Genomic DNA, 16,265 nt, shown 5'->3' with positions numbered 1-16,265 from the left:
GGAAGGAGTATGGGGTGCCCACACCCGATGCCGCCCCACTCGTGACGGCGCTGGTGCCGACGTACAACGGAGCTGCGTTCATCCAGCGGACGCTGGACAGCCTCGCCGCACAGACCTACGCGCGGCTGGAGATCCTGATCGGCGACGACCACTCCTCCGATGACACCCTCGACGTGGTGCGGCGGTTCGCCGATGGCCGCACGAACGTCCGGGTACTGGAGCGCGACCAGAACCTGGGCTGGCTGCGCAACTCGAACGACCTCATGGCGCGGGCCGGCGGCGAGCTGATGTTCTTCGCCTTCCACGACGACGTCGTCGCACCGACGTACGTCGAGACGCTCGTCCGCGCCCTGGCGCCCGATGACGGCGCGGTGCTGGCGTTCACTGACATGGAGGTGCACGAACGGGACGGTCGCGTCGCCGTGTACACCTTCGACGAGCTGGAAGGCACCCGCACCGCGTTCGAGCGAGGACGGGTCATGGCCCGTCGCCGCGGCGACTGGTGGGTCCCCAACCGCGGTCTCTTCCGCGCGTCGGGCTATGCGACGGTCGGCGGCATCCATCCCAATCGCCAGGGCGAGTACTCCGCCGACTGGACGTGGCTGCTCGCGCTGTCTCTGGTCGGCGGTTTCATCCGCGTCCCCGAGGTGCTCTGCACGAAGTACTACCAGTCCGGCAGCCTCTCCAAGACGTGGCCGCACGACGCCGAGCAGCTTCGTGCGCTGCATCGGTCGGGCGTGGCCGAGATCAGGCGGAGCAGCCTGTCGCCGGTGCAGCGGCTTCGCCTCGAGGTGTTCCTTTGGGCGCGCATCTACGGCAGCCGCCTGCCGAGCGGACTCAAGCGCGTGCTCCGGCGCCGCGGCGCATGAGCCTGAACGGCCGCTAGGGGTAGACGACGATCTGCCTCGCTGCGGCATCCGAGGGCCACACCGGGAACCCGGCGAGTGCGCCGTCACCGGTCTGCGAGACGCCCGCGCGGATGCCGCCGCCACCCGCATCCATCATGTACACGGTGCGCGCCGCGAGTCGAACGATCTCACTCTGCCCTGGGGCGACCGTCACCTCCGACGTGAATGACCCGTCGACCGAGTCCACCGTGACCGTGATGTCGTCCGCGGTCGGATTGGCGAGGGTGAGCACCGGCACCGGGCCCGGCGGAGTCGCGAACAGGCTCGGTGCGGCCACCACCGGGGCCGAGGTGTACCAGGCGAAGTCCGCCCCCTCGCCGAAGCCGGTCGTCTGCCACACCGATGCGACCACGGCCGCCTGCGCCGTGACCTCGACGGTGTACTGGCCGACTGCGAGCCCGCCGAGCTCCACCTCCGTCGGGATGCCGGCCGTGAGGGGCACGGTGGTCGGCACCGCGGCCTGCGGCGCCGCGCCGATCGGCGACGCGGTGATCGTGGCAGTGGTGTCGGCGTTCGGGGAGAGCAGCCGCACGAGCGTCGCCGCCTCCGATGCGCCCTCCGCGCCGGGGTTCTGGGTCACCGTCACGCCGGGGATGACCTGCTGCGGCTCGGCCACGGCGATCGGGCCCACCTGGTCCACGCCGCCCGCGAGGAGCGTGCGGGTGATGCTCGTCTGGAGCGCCGCCTGCACAGGGGCACCGACCGCCGTGACGCGGATCACCGGGCTCTCCTCCCCCAGCAGCAGGCCGGCCAGGGGCACCACGATCTGGGTTCCCGGGGCCACGACGAGGTCGCTGCCGCCGGCGGGCACTTGGGACCCGCCCGCGCCGTACACCGTCAGCTGGACGGTCGCGGGGACGGTCCCGGGATTGGCGAGCAGGACGACGTCGGCAGCACCCGTCGCGGCGGATCCTCCGACCAGCCAGGACTCCATGAGCGCGGGCCGACAGGCCGAGGCCGCGAAGCCGCGGAGGTCATCTGCGGTGACCGTCGACGACCCGGATGCCGCGACGTCGGTGCGCGCGCCGTCGATCGGCTCGGCCACCACCGAGATCGGCGGCGAGATCGCGTCCTGCGCGGGGGATGCCATCGGCGCCGAGGTCGGATCGGGGGCGCCGGCGGTCACCCCGATCGTCACGGTCTGGGGTGCCGCCGTCTCGATGCGTCCGAGGTCCTCGGAGTCGCGACCGAGTGCGAGCAGCCCTCCCGTGCACGCGAGGATGCTCTCCGACGGCGCCGGAGTCGCGGCGATCGCGACCGGCTCCCGGGCCACGGTCGGCCACGGGATCGAGACGGCCGTGACTACGCCGACGACGAAGGCGACCGCCACGAGGGTGCCGGCGAGCAGGCGCGCGCTCGTGGTCGCCCAGCGGAAGACGCGGCGGTCGCTCATCGGCCCTCCCTCCAGTGCGGTCCGACCACGCGCGGAGAGCGGCGCGCCTCGCGCCGCGACGCCGCGGTCGGGATCGCCAGCAGAATCGCGATCGCGACGGCGAGCAGCTGCACCAGCGCGATCAGGCGAGCCAGATCGTGGACGGATGCCGGCGCCTGGGCCCGGGGATCCACCGGCTGGGTGACCCGCCAGAGCACGCCCTTCGCTGTCTCGCCCACCGCGTCCAGACCGTCGCGCTGATCCAGTGCGGTCGCTGCGGACAGGCGGAAGGCACGCGCGAGCTCCGACTCCGGTGCCACGGCCGGAGCGAGGAGCACGAAACTCACACCACGCCCGGCCAGATCGCCGATCACATCGTCGGCGGCCGAGGTCACGAGATTCGCCGTGAGCGTCGCCACCTCCTGATCGGCCGGGGTCGGGGTCGTACCGGTGGAGATGATCGTCGCCTGCCCGTTCAGCGTCTCGCTGCCGCCCCACACCACACGTGACGAGGCCCCGCCCGAGTTCTGGGGCGTGATCACGATCGTTCCCACGTCCGGGTCTTCACTGCCTGCGGCACTCACGTACGCGGGCAGGGTGCTCGCCGGTCCGTTCGTCAGCTGGGCCGTTCCGCGCGCCATCGCAGTGAGCGACGGCATCGCCAGGACGACGAGCGCCAGCATGACGGTGACGGCGGCGAGATTGCGGACCGCACCGAGGCGTGGGGCCAGTCCGATGTCGAGCGCAGCGAGGGCGCCGCCGAGCGCGCCCAGCCATGCCAGGCTGAGCCCCGCGCCGGGCCAGAGCGGCACGGCGATCGACTGGGCGAACGCCACCGAGACCCCGACCGCCGCGAACGCCGTCGCCAGACCGAGTGCCGCGACCACCAGGAGTGCGATGCCGGCGGCCCACCGCTGGGTGAGGGGGGCCAGGAGTGCGAGCACCGCCACGGGCGCCGCCAGCAGCGGCACCCACCAGGTCGGAGCGCCGGGAATGAAGCTGACCCAGGCGACGAGGTCGGAAGTCGGGAAGCCCGCGGCAAGCAGGGCGCGTCCGGCGGCATCGGCACCGACCTGCGCACCGGCCCAGGTCAGGCCGGGGTCGGCGAGCAGGCCCCACGCGTTGCCGTCGCGCAGCTGCTGCCACACCAGCGGCGCGGCCAGCAGGGCGCCGGGTACCACGACCCACACGATCCGCGTCACACCGCGGCCGCGCCGCAGCACGAGCGTCAGCACGATCGCGCCGATCCACAGCACGACCAGTGCAGGGGCGAGCGACGGCGCGCACGCCACGACGGCGGCGAAGAGGAGGGATGCCGCACCGGCCGGCACCCACGAGCGGTACGCGACCGAACCCGCGTAGAAGAGCCAGGGGAGCAGGAGATGCGCGATGACCGCACTCGGGCGGCCCTGGGTGAGCGCGGCCAGCAGCGTCGGCGCGAGCGCCCACACGGCGCCGCCGGCGAAGCGCAGCAGCGAGCGATCGGTCACCCGGGTCGCCGCGAACCAGCCGCCCAGCGCCGACAGCGGCAGCGCCAGCAGCCAGAGGATCACGAGCCCGCGCGACGGCTCGAGGGGCCACAGGCTGCCGACGACCGCCAGCACCGCCGCGAACGGGTCCGCAGGGCCGATCGTGTCCAGCCCCGACGCGCGCAGTCCGTACGCGGCATCCGTCCACATCTGGGCGACATGGGTCGCGAGGGGCTGCAGTCCGCCGCCGCCGAGGACGGGCCACGCCGCAAGCGCGGGGAACGCGGCGATCGAGGCGACCAGCGCGCCGAGCACGAGCCACGCTCCGCCGCCGGTGAAGAACCTGAGCTCCCCCCGCCGCGGTCCGCTCGTGGAATCCGCTTCGTCGTCCAGCTGCTCCCGGAGCTCGCGCTTCGACACGCGCAGCGGAGCGAGCTGGGACCAGCCCGTCGTGCGCGCGGCCCTGATCCGGGCGCGGGAGCGCACGATCGATGGCAGGCGCACCAGTGCGACGAAAGCAGCACCCCACTCGGGCAGCACGAGTCCGGGCTGCTTGCGCACGATCTGCAGGATGCTGCGCCACAGCGCCACCGGCAGGATCGCGAGCCAGAGGAACGGCACGGCGACGGGAGCCGCGTACGCGAGGCGCCGGTGCAGCTGGGCCACCCGGGATGCGTAGGCGCGACGACGGCGTCGGGCGCCGGTCAGCGGCGAGGGCAGGCCGGCCACTCCGTCACCGGAGACCGCGACCAGGGCCGTCGGCACCAGCAGCACCCGGGCGCCTCCCAGTCGCGCGCGCACGCCGAGGTCGAGCCCCTCGTCCGCACCGATCAGTGCCCGGTCGATGCCCCCGAGTTCGCGCCACGCTTCCGTCCGCGCGAGCACGCCCCGGATGTCGCTGCCGAGCACGTCCTCTCGCGCGTCGTGCTGGCCCTGGTCCAGTTCGCCGTCGGCGAGCCCGACGGTGCGACCGAAGGCGGTCATGCTCTCTCCGAGCGACACGATCTCGGTGCGGTCGTCCCAGCGCACCAGCTTCGGGGCGACGAACGCGACGGATGGTCCGAGCTCGAGCGCGCCGACGAGGCGCGCGAGGGCGTCCGGCTCCGGCGCCGTGTCCTGCGCGAGTATCCACACCGCGTCGCCGGAGATCCGCAGCGAAGCCATCGCTGTTGCGGCCGCGAATCCGGTCGAGCCCGGGGCCGTGATCACCGACTCCGCCTCGGAGGCCGCGGCGACCGCGGCCACGCCCGGATCATCTCCGCAGACGACGATCGTCAGCGCATCGACACGCCTGGTCTGGTCGCCGAGGCCCGCGAGCGTGCGCCGCAGGTGGTGTGCGGCGGGGGTGCGCCCATCGGGGCGCACGACGAGGATGGCGTGGACTCTGGCGGGCATGACGTGGTCAGCCTAGGCGCGTCCCAAAGCACCGCTCGGGGAACGCGCCGCTGTTCGCGGAACGGATTCCGAGCATCGAATCGGCGTCGCGGATGATCACGCCGAGCATCCGTCCGCTCGGCGTCTCTGCCGAGGTCAGCTGGCGCGGCGCTTGAGTTTCCGGCGCTCGCGCTCGCTGAGGCCGCCCCAGATCCCGAAACGCTCGTCGTTCTGCAGCGCGTATTCGAGGCATTCGCCGCGAACGTCGCATGTCGTGCAGATCTTCTTCGCGTCGCGCGTCGAGCCGCCCTTCTCCGGGAAGAACGCCTCCGGATCTGTCTGTGCGCACAGCGCATCGGTCTGCCATCCCAGCGGATTGCCGTCTTCCCCCTCAAGAGGACGGCGCACCCCCGGAACCCCGAGCTGGACCGGATCGACGAACCAATTGTCGGGAACGCCTGAACGGTAACCCGTCATCTCGTTCTCCTAGCTACTAACCCCCCACGCTGGTCCGCGTGTACGAGTAATTACACCGGTGTAGTTCGCCAGGGTCAAGTCGCAGATCGTAAAGCCTCACCCCGCGCTTGAACGTTTACGACGCGCCGTCGGCGTGTCGCGCACCATCACGATGCGGAAACGACGACGCCTCACGCGCCGGGAAGCGCGATGAAGATCTCTCCCGAGCCGGTCAGCGTCAGCACGTCCTCGTCGGGGGTCGCAAGCACCGCCCGGCCGGGCGCCAGCCCCGCCGCCTCCCCCGTCGCGCCACCTCGCACGGTCACTGCGCCGGCCGTCGCGAGGGCGATCGCGACGGCTCCGACCGGCACCGCCACCTCGGCATCCGACCGCACCTGCACCCGCAGCAGCGCGAAATCCGGGACGTCGGGTGCGAACCGGGCGACTCCGGCGATCTCCTCCGGACGCAGCACCGGGACGGGTCCGGGCGTGGGATCCAGCACGCGGACGAGTTCGCCGACGTCGACGTGCTTCGGCGTCAACCCGCCCCGGAGCACGTTGTCGCTCGCTGCCATGATCTCGACGCCGAGCCCGTCCTGGTAGGCGTGGAGCACGCCGGCTGGGACGAAGAGCCCCTCACCGCGCCGCAGGGTGACGAGGTTCATCAGCACGGCGACGCCGAGGCCGGGGTCACCGGGGAAGTCCGCCGCGAGTCGCCGGATGAGGGCGAGCTCGTCCGCGAACTCGTCGGACTGCGCCGTCCGCGCCGCCGCGGCGATCGCCGCGATTGCCGCCGCCGCGTCGCCGGAGAGGAGCCACTCGATCGCGCCGCGCACTGCGGCTGCCGCATCCGCTCCCGCCAAGCGCTCGATCAGAACCTGGCCGCCGTCGCCGAGCAGGCCGAGCAGACGGCGCGTGGCATCGAGGTCGCGGATTCCGGCCAGCGCCGTGAAGGTCGGGCTGACCGCCACGATCAGCTCGGGCTTGTGGTTCTCGTCTCGGTACGTGCGGTGCGGGGCGTCGCGCGGGATGCCCGCCCGCTCCTCCCGCGCGAACGCCTCGACGGCCTGCGCCCGGGACGGGTGCGCCTGGATGGAGAGCGAGGATGCCGCCGCGAGGAGCTTGAGCAGGAACGGCAGGTGCGCCGGCGCTCCGGCAGTCACTCCCTCGTCCGCGAGCCAGGCGCCGAGCGGGCGCCCGTCGGCCGTCACCGCGGGGCAGCCGGGGTGGTCGCCGAACCAGATCTCGGCTTCGTGAGCCCCGGTCGGCGTCCTGCCCTCGAGGCCCGCGAGCAGCGTCGTGGAGCCCCACTCGTAGTCCCTGGGGGTGTTCGTGATCGGCGCGAGCATGCCTCCAGGCTACGGGTGCTCACGCGGTACCCTGATCACGATGGCCGTCCACACGAAGCACCCGGCGTCGGCGCCCCCGACGGCACCGGTCCGCGAGAAGACGGGTCACCTGATGCTGCGCGGATGGTGCATCTTCGTGCTGTTCATGGCGCTGTCCGGAACGGCGTGGATCAACGCGATCGGCGAGCTCCCGACGGCGATCCTGACGATCGGCGGCGGGGTCCTCTCGCTCGGCCTCTGGTTCGCGGTGCGACCACCCGTCCAGTGGCGCAGACTGCCGTGGTTCACGATCGCCTACGTGGCCTGGGCGGCGCTGTCGATCATCTGGTCGCAGTGGCGCGAGGCGACTGCGCTCACGCTGCTGCTGCTGGTGATCACGACCCTCCAGGGTCTGTTCATCGGCAGCGTGCTGACGTGGCGCGAACTCGTGCGGGCGATCGCGTCGGCGCTGAAGTGGGTGATGGCGCTCTCGCTCGTCTTCGAGCTCTGGGTGTCGATCTTCATCGGCGGCCCGATCCTGCCGGGTTTCGTCGTCCCGAGCGGACCCGCCGACGACCCGATCGTGTACTGGTCGCGCGACAACCTCTTCGACGGCGGCCGGATCCAGGGGATCATGGGCAACGCCAACCTGCTGGGGCCGGTCGCGCTGCTCGCGATCATCGTGTTCTCGATCCGCTTCGCCGCCCGGGCACCGCGGCGGGTGCTGCTCGGTGTCTGGATCGCGCTGTCCGCCTTCCTCTTCTACCGGGCCTCATCGGCCACCGCGTACGTCGCCGCCCTCGCCGTCGCGATCGTGCTCGTGACCGTGCTGCTGATGCGCCGGGCGCGAAAACCAGGCGAGCGCACGCGCTACTACATCGCGTACGCGATCATCGGCCTCGGTGGCGCACTGGTGTTCTGGCTGTTCCGCGACCCGATCTTCACGGCGCTCGGGCGCAGCTCCGACCTGACCGGTCGCGAGACGATCTGGCAGGCGGTGCTCGAGCGCGCCGTCCAGCGGCCGCTCATCGGCTGGGGGTACTCGACGCCCTGGATCACGGGTGATCCGTCGTTCGACGGATGGATCATCGACCACGGCCAGACCGTCATGCAGGCGCACAACATGTGGGTCGACGTCTTCCTGCAACTGGGCCTGATCGGCGTGTTCATCATGGTCATGGTCTATTTCGCGTTCATCTGGCGGTCGTGGTTCTTCGCCATCGACCGCCCGCGCTGGGACCTCCGCGCCGATCGGCCCTACTCGCCGCTCACGCTCCTGCCGACGCTCGTCGGAGCGATCCTCATCGTGCAGGGCTTCGCCGAGTCGAGTCCGCTGCTGCTGTGGGGATGGCTGTTCGTGGTCATGCTCGCGTTCAAGATCAAGCAGTCGCCGAACATCGGCGAGGGTGCGGCGGAGGCGCGCATCGCGATCGAGCGTGGCGAGATGACCACGCGGGTGTCGTGACGGACCCGCCCCACGGCGCCCCGACGGCGCGCTGGGTCGCCATCCTCGCGTCGGCGGCGCTCGCGCGGGCGTACACACTGGCCGTCCTCGGCGCGGTGTTCTCCGCGTTCGCGATCGAGAAGATCGCCGGCCGCGTCACATACGTCTCGATCATCGCCGGCTTGTGCATCATCGGGATCGGGATGCTGATCGCGCGACGCCGAGAGATCTCGCTGGTGCGGCTCGTCCCCACGACACTCGTGCTGTTCGTCGCGTGGGCGCTGGTCAGTGTGTTCTGGAGCCAGGACGTGTCCAGCTCGTTCTGGAGCGGGGTCTCCACGGTCGGGCTCGCCTTCCTCGCCGTGACCATCGGCCATGTGCGCGACACGCTGCAGACGGCGCGGGCGCTCGGAGACGTGATGCGCGTGCTGCTGTCCATCTCGCTCGGTGTGGAGATCCTGGCGGGAATCCTGCTGGACATGCCGTTCCGCTTCCTCGGCATCCAGGGCAACATCGCCCAGCTCGGCCCGATCCAGGGGATCTTCGGCACCCGCAACCTGCTCGGGTTCGTCGCGGTGATCGCGCTGATCACCTTCCTCATCGAGTACCGCACGCAGTCGGTGCGCATCGGCGTGTCGGTCTACTCCGTCGTCCTGGCCGGCGGTCTCGCCGCGCTGAGCGACTCCCCCACCGTCCTGGTGCTGGCCCTCGCCGTCGGGCTCGCCGTCGGCGCGCTCGCACTCGTGCGGCACACGCGTCCCGAGGCGCGCTCCGCACTGCAGTGGACGCTCGGCGGGGTCGTGGTCGCCGGACTCGCGATCGGCTATGCCGCGCGGCATCCGATCATCGCCCTGCTGGGCGCCGGGTCGGACCTCTCGATGCGGGTCAACCTGTGGAACACGATCGTCGACTATCTGCGCTCCAAGCCCGTGCAGGGATGGGGCTGGTTCGGACCATGGAATCCGAACGAGTTCCCCTTCAGCGCGATCAACTACGGCCTGCGCACGAACCACGCCACGGGTCTGAACGCCTACTTCGACGTCCTGCTCCAGCTCGGGTGGATCGGTCTGATGCTGTTCATCGCGTTCGTCGGCGTCGCCCTGGTGCGCTCGTGGCTCGATGCGAGCGAGCGCCGGTCGGTCATCTACGCGTGGACCCCGCTGATACTGGTGACGCTCCTGGTCGACTCGATGTTCGAGAGCTTCACCCTGTTCGGATTCGGCTGGCTTCTGCTCGTCCTCTGCGCCGTTCGAGCCGGGCAGTCGCGTTCCTGGCGGGAGCGGATCGATGTGAACGACCAGCCCGTCCTGCCGCACGTGGGGCAGTCGCCATCCGAGCCCTGACGACGGGAGCGGCAGACGCTCAGGAGCGCGGGTCGAACCGCTCGGCCCATGCGAGCGAGTCCCGGATGCCGTCGTCGATCGTCAGTTCGGCCCGCCAGTCGAGGACGTCGGCCGCGCGGCCGGCGTCGGCGTAGGCGCCGGCGACATCGCCCGGTCGACGGCCGCCGACCGTCACATCGACAGAGCCCCCGGTGACGCGCTCGAACGCCGACACGAGTTCGCGCACGGTCGTGCCGGTCCCGCCACCCAGGTTGATCACCTGGAACGGATCGGCCTCGGTCACCGCATCGAACCGCTCGACCGCCCTCACGTGAGCGCGCGCGAGGTCCCAGACGTGGATGAAGTCGCGCAGCCCTGACCCGTCGCGCGTCGGCCAGTCGGCTCCCGTGATCGTGAAGGTGCCGCCGCGACGGTACGCCGATATGAGCACGCCCAGCGCGTGCGAGGGATCCCGGTGCTGCAACCCGCTACGTGCGCGGGGGTCCGCCCCGATCGGATTGAAGTAGCGCAGGGCGATCGCGCGCAGCTCGCCGGCTGCGGCACTGTCGGAGAGGATCTGCTCGACCATCGCCTTCGTGCGCGCATACGGGCTGGAAGGGGCCAGCGGTGCGTCCTCGGTCACCGCGCCGCCGTCCTCGGCGTCGTAGACGGAGGCGGAGGAGCTGAAGATGACCCGGTGGATGCCGTTGCGCCGGAGGCTGCGAAGCAGCTCGATCGTCTTGCCGACGTTGGCCTCGTAGTACTCCAGCGGTCCGCGGACCGAGTCGGGCACGACGATCCTCGCTGCGCAGTGGATGACGATCGAGATGTCGGGGTGCTCGGCGACGACGCGGTCGACCAGAGCGGGATCGCCGATGTCTCCGCGGTAGAGCGCGCGGCCGTCGGCGAACTCCTCGCGCCCGGTGGACAAGTCATCGATGATGACGGGCTCGATCCCGGCATCGATGCACGCCGAGGCGACCGTGCTGCCGATGAAGCCTGCGCCCCCGGTGATCAGCACCTTCAACGATCGGCTCACGCCGCGCACCCAGTCATCCCCACGAGGGTACGGCACCGCCCCCGCCGCCAGGAGATCCACATGAAAGAAAGGTAGGCTGTTCGCGGCCCCACGACCCGGCGCCAGTCGCCGTCTTTCCGGAGTTTTCGTGCCCCACGTCTTGCAGAACGTCGTCTTCCCCCACGACCGAGATCCCGACCTGCTGCCGCTGTACGCGGACCCCGAGACCTGGTCGGTCATCGACGACGAGCCCGTTCGCGTCTCCAACCGCGCGCACATCGGGAACATCCTCGGGCGGCACAGCGCCCGCATCGTCGCCGGCAGGCGCGTGTCTCTGGGCACCTACTTCAACGCGTTCCCCGCCTCCTATTGGCAGCACTGGACGCCGGTGCGCGATGTGACGCTCACGGTGCGCACCGACGGACCCTGCACGATCCTGGTGTACCGCTCGACCGGCTCGGGCGTGCGTCAGCGGGTCGAGACCCGCGAGGCCGACGGCACCGCCACGAGCCACTTCGAGTTGAAGCTCGATCAGTTCAGCGACGGCGGCTGGATCTGGTTCGACATCGTCGCCGACGACAAGGACGCCATCTTCCAGGGTGCCGAGTGGACGACCGAGCAGGAGCCGGTGCGCACCGGCAAGGCGTCGATCGGCATCACCACGTACAACAAGCCGGACTACTGCATCTGGACGCTGATGACCCTCGCGGACGCGCCCGACGTCCTCGAACTCGTCGATCGCATCTTCCTCATCGACCAGGGAGACCGTCGCGTCGAGGCGCAGCCCGAGTTCGGCGACGTGTCCGCGGCGCTCGGCGAGACCCTCCAGGTGATCACGCAGCCCAATCTCGGCGGCTCGGGCGGTTTCGCGCGGGCGATGGCCGAGACGCTGGAACGGCCCGAGAGCGACTTCGTCCAGCTCATGGACGACGACGTCCGGCTCGAGCCGGAGTCCGTGCGCCGATCGATCGTGTTCGGCCGGTACGCGTCGACGCCGACGATCGTCGGCGCCCACATGTTCGACCTGCTCGACCGGCCGAAGCTGCACGCATGGGCGGAGGTCGTCGACGACGAGCCGTTCATGTGGAGGGCGCTGTACCAGAAGAAGCTCCCGCACGACTTCTCGGTCTCGAATCTGCGACAGACGCCCATGCTGCACATGCGCCTGGACGCGGACTACAACGGCTGGTGGATGTGCCTGATCCCGACCGAGGTCATCAAGGCCGTCGGGCTTGCTCTGCCCGCGTTCATCAAGTGGGATGACGCGGAGTACTGCCTGCGCGCGCGCGACGCCGGCTTCCCGACCGTCTCGGTGCCGGGTGTGGCGCTGTGGCACGTCTCGTGGGTGGGCAAAGACGACACGATCGACTGGCAGGCCTACTTCCACGCGCGCAATCGCATCGTGGCGGGTCTGCTGCACTCCCCGATGCCCGGCGGTGGAAAGCTCCTCCGTCACAGCCGGCGGGTCGACCTCAAGCACCTGATGATGATGCAGTACTACCCGGTCGCGCTGCGCCATCGAGCCCTCCGGGACATCCTGTCCGGCCCTGATCACATGCGCGCGAACCTCGCGACCGCGATGCCCGAAGCCCGGGCGCTTTCCGCTGACTTCTCCGAGACCTTCGTCCACAAGGACTCGGGTGTCCCGCTGCGCTCGCGTCGCGGACGCCAGGTCTTCACCCGGCGGAACCTGCATGACCTCGACAACCCGACCGGGCTCCGGCTGCGCTGGTTCACGATCACCACGCTCGTGTCGCACTGGATCCATGCGCCGCGACCCGAGAACGTGGCCCACCCCGAGGTGGAGTTCGGCAAGTACGACGCGCAGTGGTGGCGCCTGCCGCTCTACGACTCCGCGCTCGTGAGCGCCGCCGACGGATCCGGCAAGAACATCTACGTCCGCGACCGGGCCCAGTACCGCCGGATGCTGATGGACAGCGTGCGACTGCACCGTCGGCTGCGCCGCGAATGGCCGAGCCTGTCGCAGCGATACCGTCGCGCCCAGGCCGAATTGACATCGCTCGAGGCGTGGCGCAAGACCTTCGGAGAAAGCGCATGAGCACCACCACCTCGCACGACCCCCGCAGCACGGAGGCCGCGTTCGACCCCGCCTCCGCGACGATCGCGATCGTCACCTACAACCGCTCCGGCCTGCTCACCCGACTGCTGGAGAGCATCACCCGGATGGACCCCAAGCCCGGCCACGTGGTGATCATCGACAACGCATCCGTGGATGACACGACCGAGCTCGTCGAGTCCTTCCGCGACCGCCTCGGCTCGCAGCTGGTCTATCGGCGCCTCGAGACGAACACCGGCGGGTCCGGGGGCTTCAGCGAGGGCATGCGAGTCGCGTACGAGCTCGGCTCGACGTGGATATGGCTCATGGACGACGACGTCGAGGTCCTGCCCGACGGCCTCGCGCGCATGGGGGCCTGGGCGCCGCGCTTCAAGAGCATCCAGGGTCGCCGCTACGACTACGACGGCAGCGAGTTCTACTGGCAGTACCGCGTCGCGGAGCCGCTCGCGATCCCGATCCCGTTCGCGCCGGCGGGCTTCGACGAGTCGGGCTTCAAGGTGATGAACTCCGGCTGCTTCGAGGGCATGTTCATCCATCGCGACATCGTCACCGAGATCGGCCTGCCCGACCCTCGCTTCTTCATCTACTGGGACGACCAGATGTACGGGTGGCTCGCCTCACGCAAGACCACCTCGGTGATCGTCGACGAATTCGTGCTGCGCCGCACGCGCGAGATCAAGCAGTGGGACATGGGCATCCGCCACATGAACGCCTCGAGCAACGCGTACCGGTACTACATCATGCGCAATCGCGGCTACATGAAGAACTACTACCGGTCACTCGAGGTGTACAACCCGGTGCTCTTCGCCGCGGGCACCGCGCTGACATTCGCCAAGGAGCTGATCCGCCTCTTCGCTGTCGAGCACACGGTGCGAGGCACGAGCAACCTCTTCCGCGGCATCCGCGACGGTCGCAAGGTCGCCAAGGACGCCTCGTGGGAGCCGATGCCCCCGCTGACCGAAGCCGCGTAAGCGGGCGCCCCAGTCCCAGCTGATACTGTCGTTGTGACGACTCGGGGGAGTCGTCCTTTTTTCGTCTCGCTGGGGAGTACCGCGTGTCCAAGGCTGTGCCTGCAATCGCATACGTTCGCCGTCTTCGTACCATCGCGTTGGTCGCCAGCCTGCTGGTCGCGCTCGCGCTCCCGGCAGCTCTTGACGGCCCAGCCCACGCGGAGGATGCAGATCGATCGATATCGGGCGTGGTTTCAGTGCCGGATGACGCCCCGTCGGAGTGGCTGGCTGCGGTGCAGGTGTCGGCGCTCTCAGTGTCGGGGATGGCATCCCATTACGTCTCTGTGGACCCGGGGACGGGCGCGTACAGCATCGCCGGAGTTGAGCCCGGGTCATATCGGGTGCAGTTCTTGGTGAACCAGTACTGGGATGGAACGAAGTACATTCGGCCCAACCTGGTGTCCGAGTACTTCGACGGCAGCACGGACTACTCGTCGGCAACGCTTGTGGATGTGTCGATCAGCAGTGCCGCGAACATCGACGCGGATCTCGCGAAGGGCCGGTCTATCTCGGGCACCGTTTCCATCCCGGACGGGATGGACTCACGATCGTTGCAGGCGGTGTCCGTAAACGCATCGAGCAACGCGGGCTCAGTCTCCGCAAGCGTGGACGCGGTCACTGGCAAGTACACGTTGTCCGGACTGGCACCGAGTGCATATCGCGTGCAGTTCTCTGTGAGCACCTTTTGGGACGGCGCGGCTTGGGTGACTCCGAACCTGGTGGCCGAGTATTACGACAACGCCCTGGATTGGAGTACGGCCGCGTTGATCGATGTATCGACCGCGGACCGATCCGGCATCAATGCAGCCCTCGAGCCTGGGCGAAGCATTTCCGGCACGGTCTCACTCCCAGAAAGTGCGCCTCAAGAGTGGCTTAGCTCGGTGAGCGTCAGTGCGTCCACGCCGAACGGCATCTTCTCTCGATCGGCCAACGTGAATCCGGGCACCGGGGAATACACGATCAATGGTCTCGCGTCCGGGAACTACACGATAGCGTTCCGCATCATAACGGGCATGCCCGGTGAGACTCCCAACCTTGCAGACGAGTACTACGACAACGCCGCCAGCGCGGCAGCAGCCGAAGCGGTAGACGTGTCCGTGGGCGACCGAGATGGAGTCGACGCGACACTCGACTACGGAACCAGCATTTCCGGAACCGTGAGCATCCCGGCAGACTCACCCGCGGAGTGGCGTGAAGGGCTGTACGTCACCGCCGGCGCTCCTGATGGCTCCGGCCTCAGCCATAACGCGTCAGTGGATCCTCAGACAGGGGCGTACACCATCACGCGCCTAGCCGCCAGCGACTACCGCGTGTACTTCTCGTCGGGCAGCCATTGGGACGGAACTGGATGGGTCCCGACAGACCTCGTATCGGAGTTCTACGACAACGCGCCCACGATCGACTCCGCGACCCTCGTCTCGACAGTCAGCGGAAACGCGTCTGCGATCGATGCAGAACTGGAGCACGGCGCCAGCTTCAGCGGCACCGTCGACGTCACTGCGCTGGACCTGTCGGTCGGGTCGGGCATCGGCATCACAGTTACTGATCTCACGGGCCGGATCATCTATGCGTCCTACGGCGACGGGACCAGCGCGGCCAGCGGCGGCGAATACAACGTGCGTAGCGGGACGGTTCCGCCCGGCAGCTACCGTGTCGCTGTGTCGATCACCACGTGGGACGCCGCGACTTCAAGGCTTGTCCCCGGGTCAACGCAATTCCTCCGGTTCGGTGCTTCGCCGAGCATCGCGCTCGACGCAGGTGAGGCGATCACCGACCTGGACTTGACAGCGCGCCCGACCGACACATCCCTCGCCGGCAATATCCGCGCCGAAGGATTCACCGCCGACGGCACCGGCAACATCCTCGGTAACGCGTTCGTGTACGAGCGTCTGGACGGTCAATGGGCCCGTTTGCCCGAATCTCGCTTCGATGCCGCTGTTCCAGGTGACAACCCGTACAGCCTCGTCCTCGCATCGGGCCAATACACGGTTGGATTCGAGGCGGAGGTGACGACCCTCGCCAACCCTGCAGAGGTCCACGAGCAGTGGTGGAGCAAGAAGTCCACTCTCGACGGCGCTGACACGATCGATCTCAAGGTCGGCCAGCCCCGATCCGATATCAACGGCACGATTCGACTTGGCGATGCGCCCCCAGAGTCCGGGACGGTGGAGCGGCTGGCGGGTCTAGGACGGTACGAGACGTCCGTCGCAATCAGCGCAGCGTCCTTCCCCGACGGCGCTGACGTTGTCTACATCGCCAGCGGCACCAACTACCCCGACGCGCTCTCCGGCGCCCCCGTCGCAGGTATGAATTCCGCACCCATCCTCCTCACGCCCGCCGAGGCCCTGCCCGCAGCCGTCAAGAACGAACTCGACCGACTCAACCCCACCCGGATCGTGGTACTCGGCGGAGTCGGCGTCATCACACCAGCCGTCGAAACCCAACTCGGCCAATACGGGACTGTGGAGCGGCTGGCGGGTCTAGGAC

General features: G+C 69.4%; 11 protein-coding genes. 6 read left to right on the top strand and 5 right to left on the bottom strand.

Annotated features, from left to right (window positions below; all coding sequences use genetic code 11):
• Positions 1-14: 14 nt before the first annotated feature.
• A complete protein-coding gene (locus tag BM349_RS06225) occupies positions 15-869 on the top strand; it encodes a glycosyltransferase family 2 protein (RefSeq protein ID WP_175525217.1) in 855 nt (284 codons plus the stop codon).
• A gap of 13 nt (positions 870-882) precedes the next feature.
• Here the strand turns inward: BM349_RS06225 and BM349_RS06220 are convergent, their stop codons facing one another.
• The 4 genes from BM349_RS06220 to manA form a co-directional block, all read right to left on the bottom strand.
• Complete coding sequence (locus BM349_RS06220) at positions 883-2,301, bottom strand: DUF5719 family protein (RefSeq protein ID WP_091705133.1); 1,419 nt, start codon at positions 2,299-2,301, stop codon at positions 883-885.
• Complete coding sequence (locus BM349_RS06215) at positions 2,298-5,144, bottom strand: glycosyltransferase (protein ID WP_091705130.1); 2,847 nt, start codon at positions 5,142-5,144, stop codon at positions 2,298-2,300. Before BM349_RS06215 ends, BM349_RS06220 begins: the two co-directional genes overlap by 4 nt.
• A 135-nt stretch (positions 5,145-5,279) precedes the next feature.
• On the bottom strand, positions 5,280-5,600 hold the full coding sequence (locus tag BM349_RS06210; RefSeq protein WP_091705126.1) for a WhiB family transcriptional regulator: 321 nt from the start codon (positions 5,598-5,600) through the stop codon (positions 5,280-5,282).
• 170 nt (positions 5,601-5,770) lie between these two features.
• Positions 5,771-6,928 (bottom strand): mannose-6-phosphate isomerase, class I, encoded by a 1,158-nt coding sequence (gene manA / locus BM349_RS06205; protein ID WP_091705122.1) that lies wholly within the window; start codon positions 6,926-6,928, stop codon positions 5,771-5,773.
• Positions 6,929-6,968: 40 nt separating this feature from the next.
• Between manA and BM349_RS06200 the strand changes: the two genes are divergently transcribed.
• Both BM349_RS06200 and BM349_RS06195 read left to right on the top strand, forming a co-directional pair.
• A complete protein-coding gene (locus BM349_RS06200) occupies positions 6,969-8,372 on the top strand; it encodes an O-antigen ligase family protein (RefSeq protein WP_091705117.1) in 1,404 nt (467 codons plus the stop codon).
• On the top strand, positions 8,369-9,694 hold the full coding sequence (locus tag BM349_RS06195) for an O-antigen ligase family protein (protein WP_091705114.1): 1,326 nt from the start codon (positions 8,369-8,371) through the stop codon (positions 9,692-9,694). Before BM349_RS06200 ends, BM349_RS06195 begins: the two co-directional genes overlap by 4 nt.
• Positions 9,695-9,713: 19 nt before the next feature.
• Here BM349_RS06195 and galE read toward each other — a convergent pair whose 3' ends face one another.
• Entirely contained in the window at positions 9,714-10,712 is a 999-nt protein-coding gene (galE, locus tag BM349_RS06190) for a UDP-glucose 4-epimerase GalE (RefSeq protein WP_254773767.1), read from the bottom strand.
• A 127-nt stretch (positions 10,713-10,839) separates the two neighbouring features.
• On the opposite strand from galE, the gene BM349_RS06185 reads away from it, so the two are divergent.
• The 3 genes from BM349_RS06185 to BM349_RS06175 form a co-directional block, all read left to right on the top strand.
• Entirely contained in the window at positions 10,840-12,750 is a 1,911-nt protein-coding gene (locus BM349_RS06185; RefSeq protein WP_091705111.1) for a glycosyltransferase, read from the top strand.
• Positions 12,747-13,739 (top strand): glycosyltransferase family 2 protein, encoded by a 993-nt coding sequence (locus BM349_RS06180; RefSeq protein ID WP_091705108.1) that lies wholly within the window; start codon positions 12,747-12,749, stop codon positions 13,737-13,739. The genes BM349_RS06185 and BM349_RS06180 overlap by 4 nt, the downstream gene beginning before the upstream one ends.
• Positions 13,740-13,822: 83 nt before the next feature.
• A partial coding sequence (locus BM349_RS06175; RefSeq protein ID WP_175525216.1) for a cell wall-binding repeat-containing protein occupies positions 13,823-16,265 on the top strand: 2,443 nt, incomplete at its 3' end.

Source organism: Microbacterium sp. cf046 (assembly GCF_900114345.1).
Taxonomy (GTDB): Bacteria; Actinomycetota; Actinomycetes; order Actinomycetales; family Microbacteriaceae; genus Microbacterium.
Note: the sequence above shows the minus strand (reverse complement) of the source record. Positions and strands in the feature narration are given on the sequence as shown.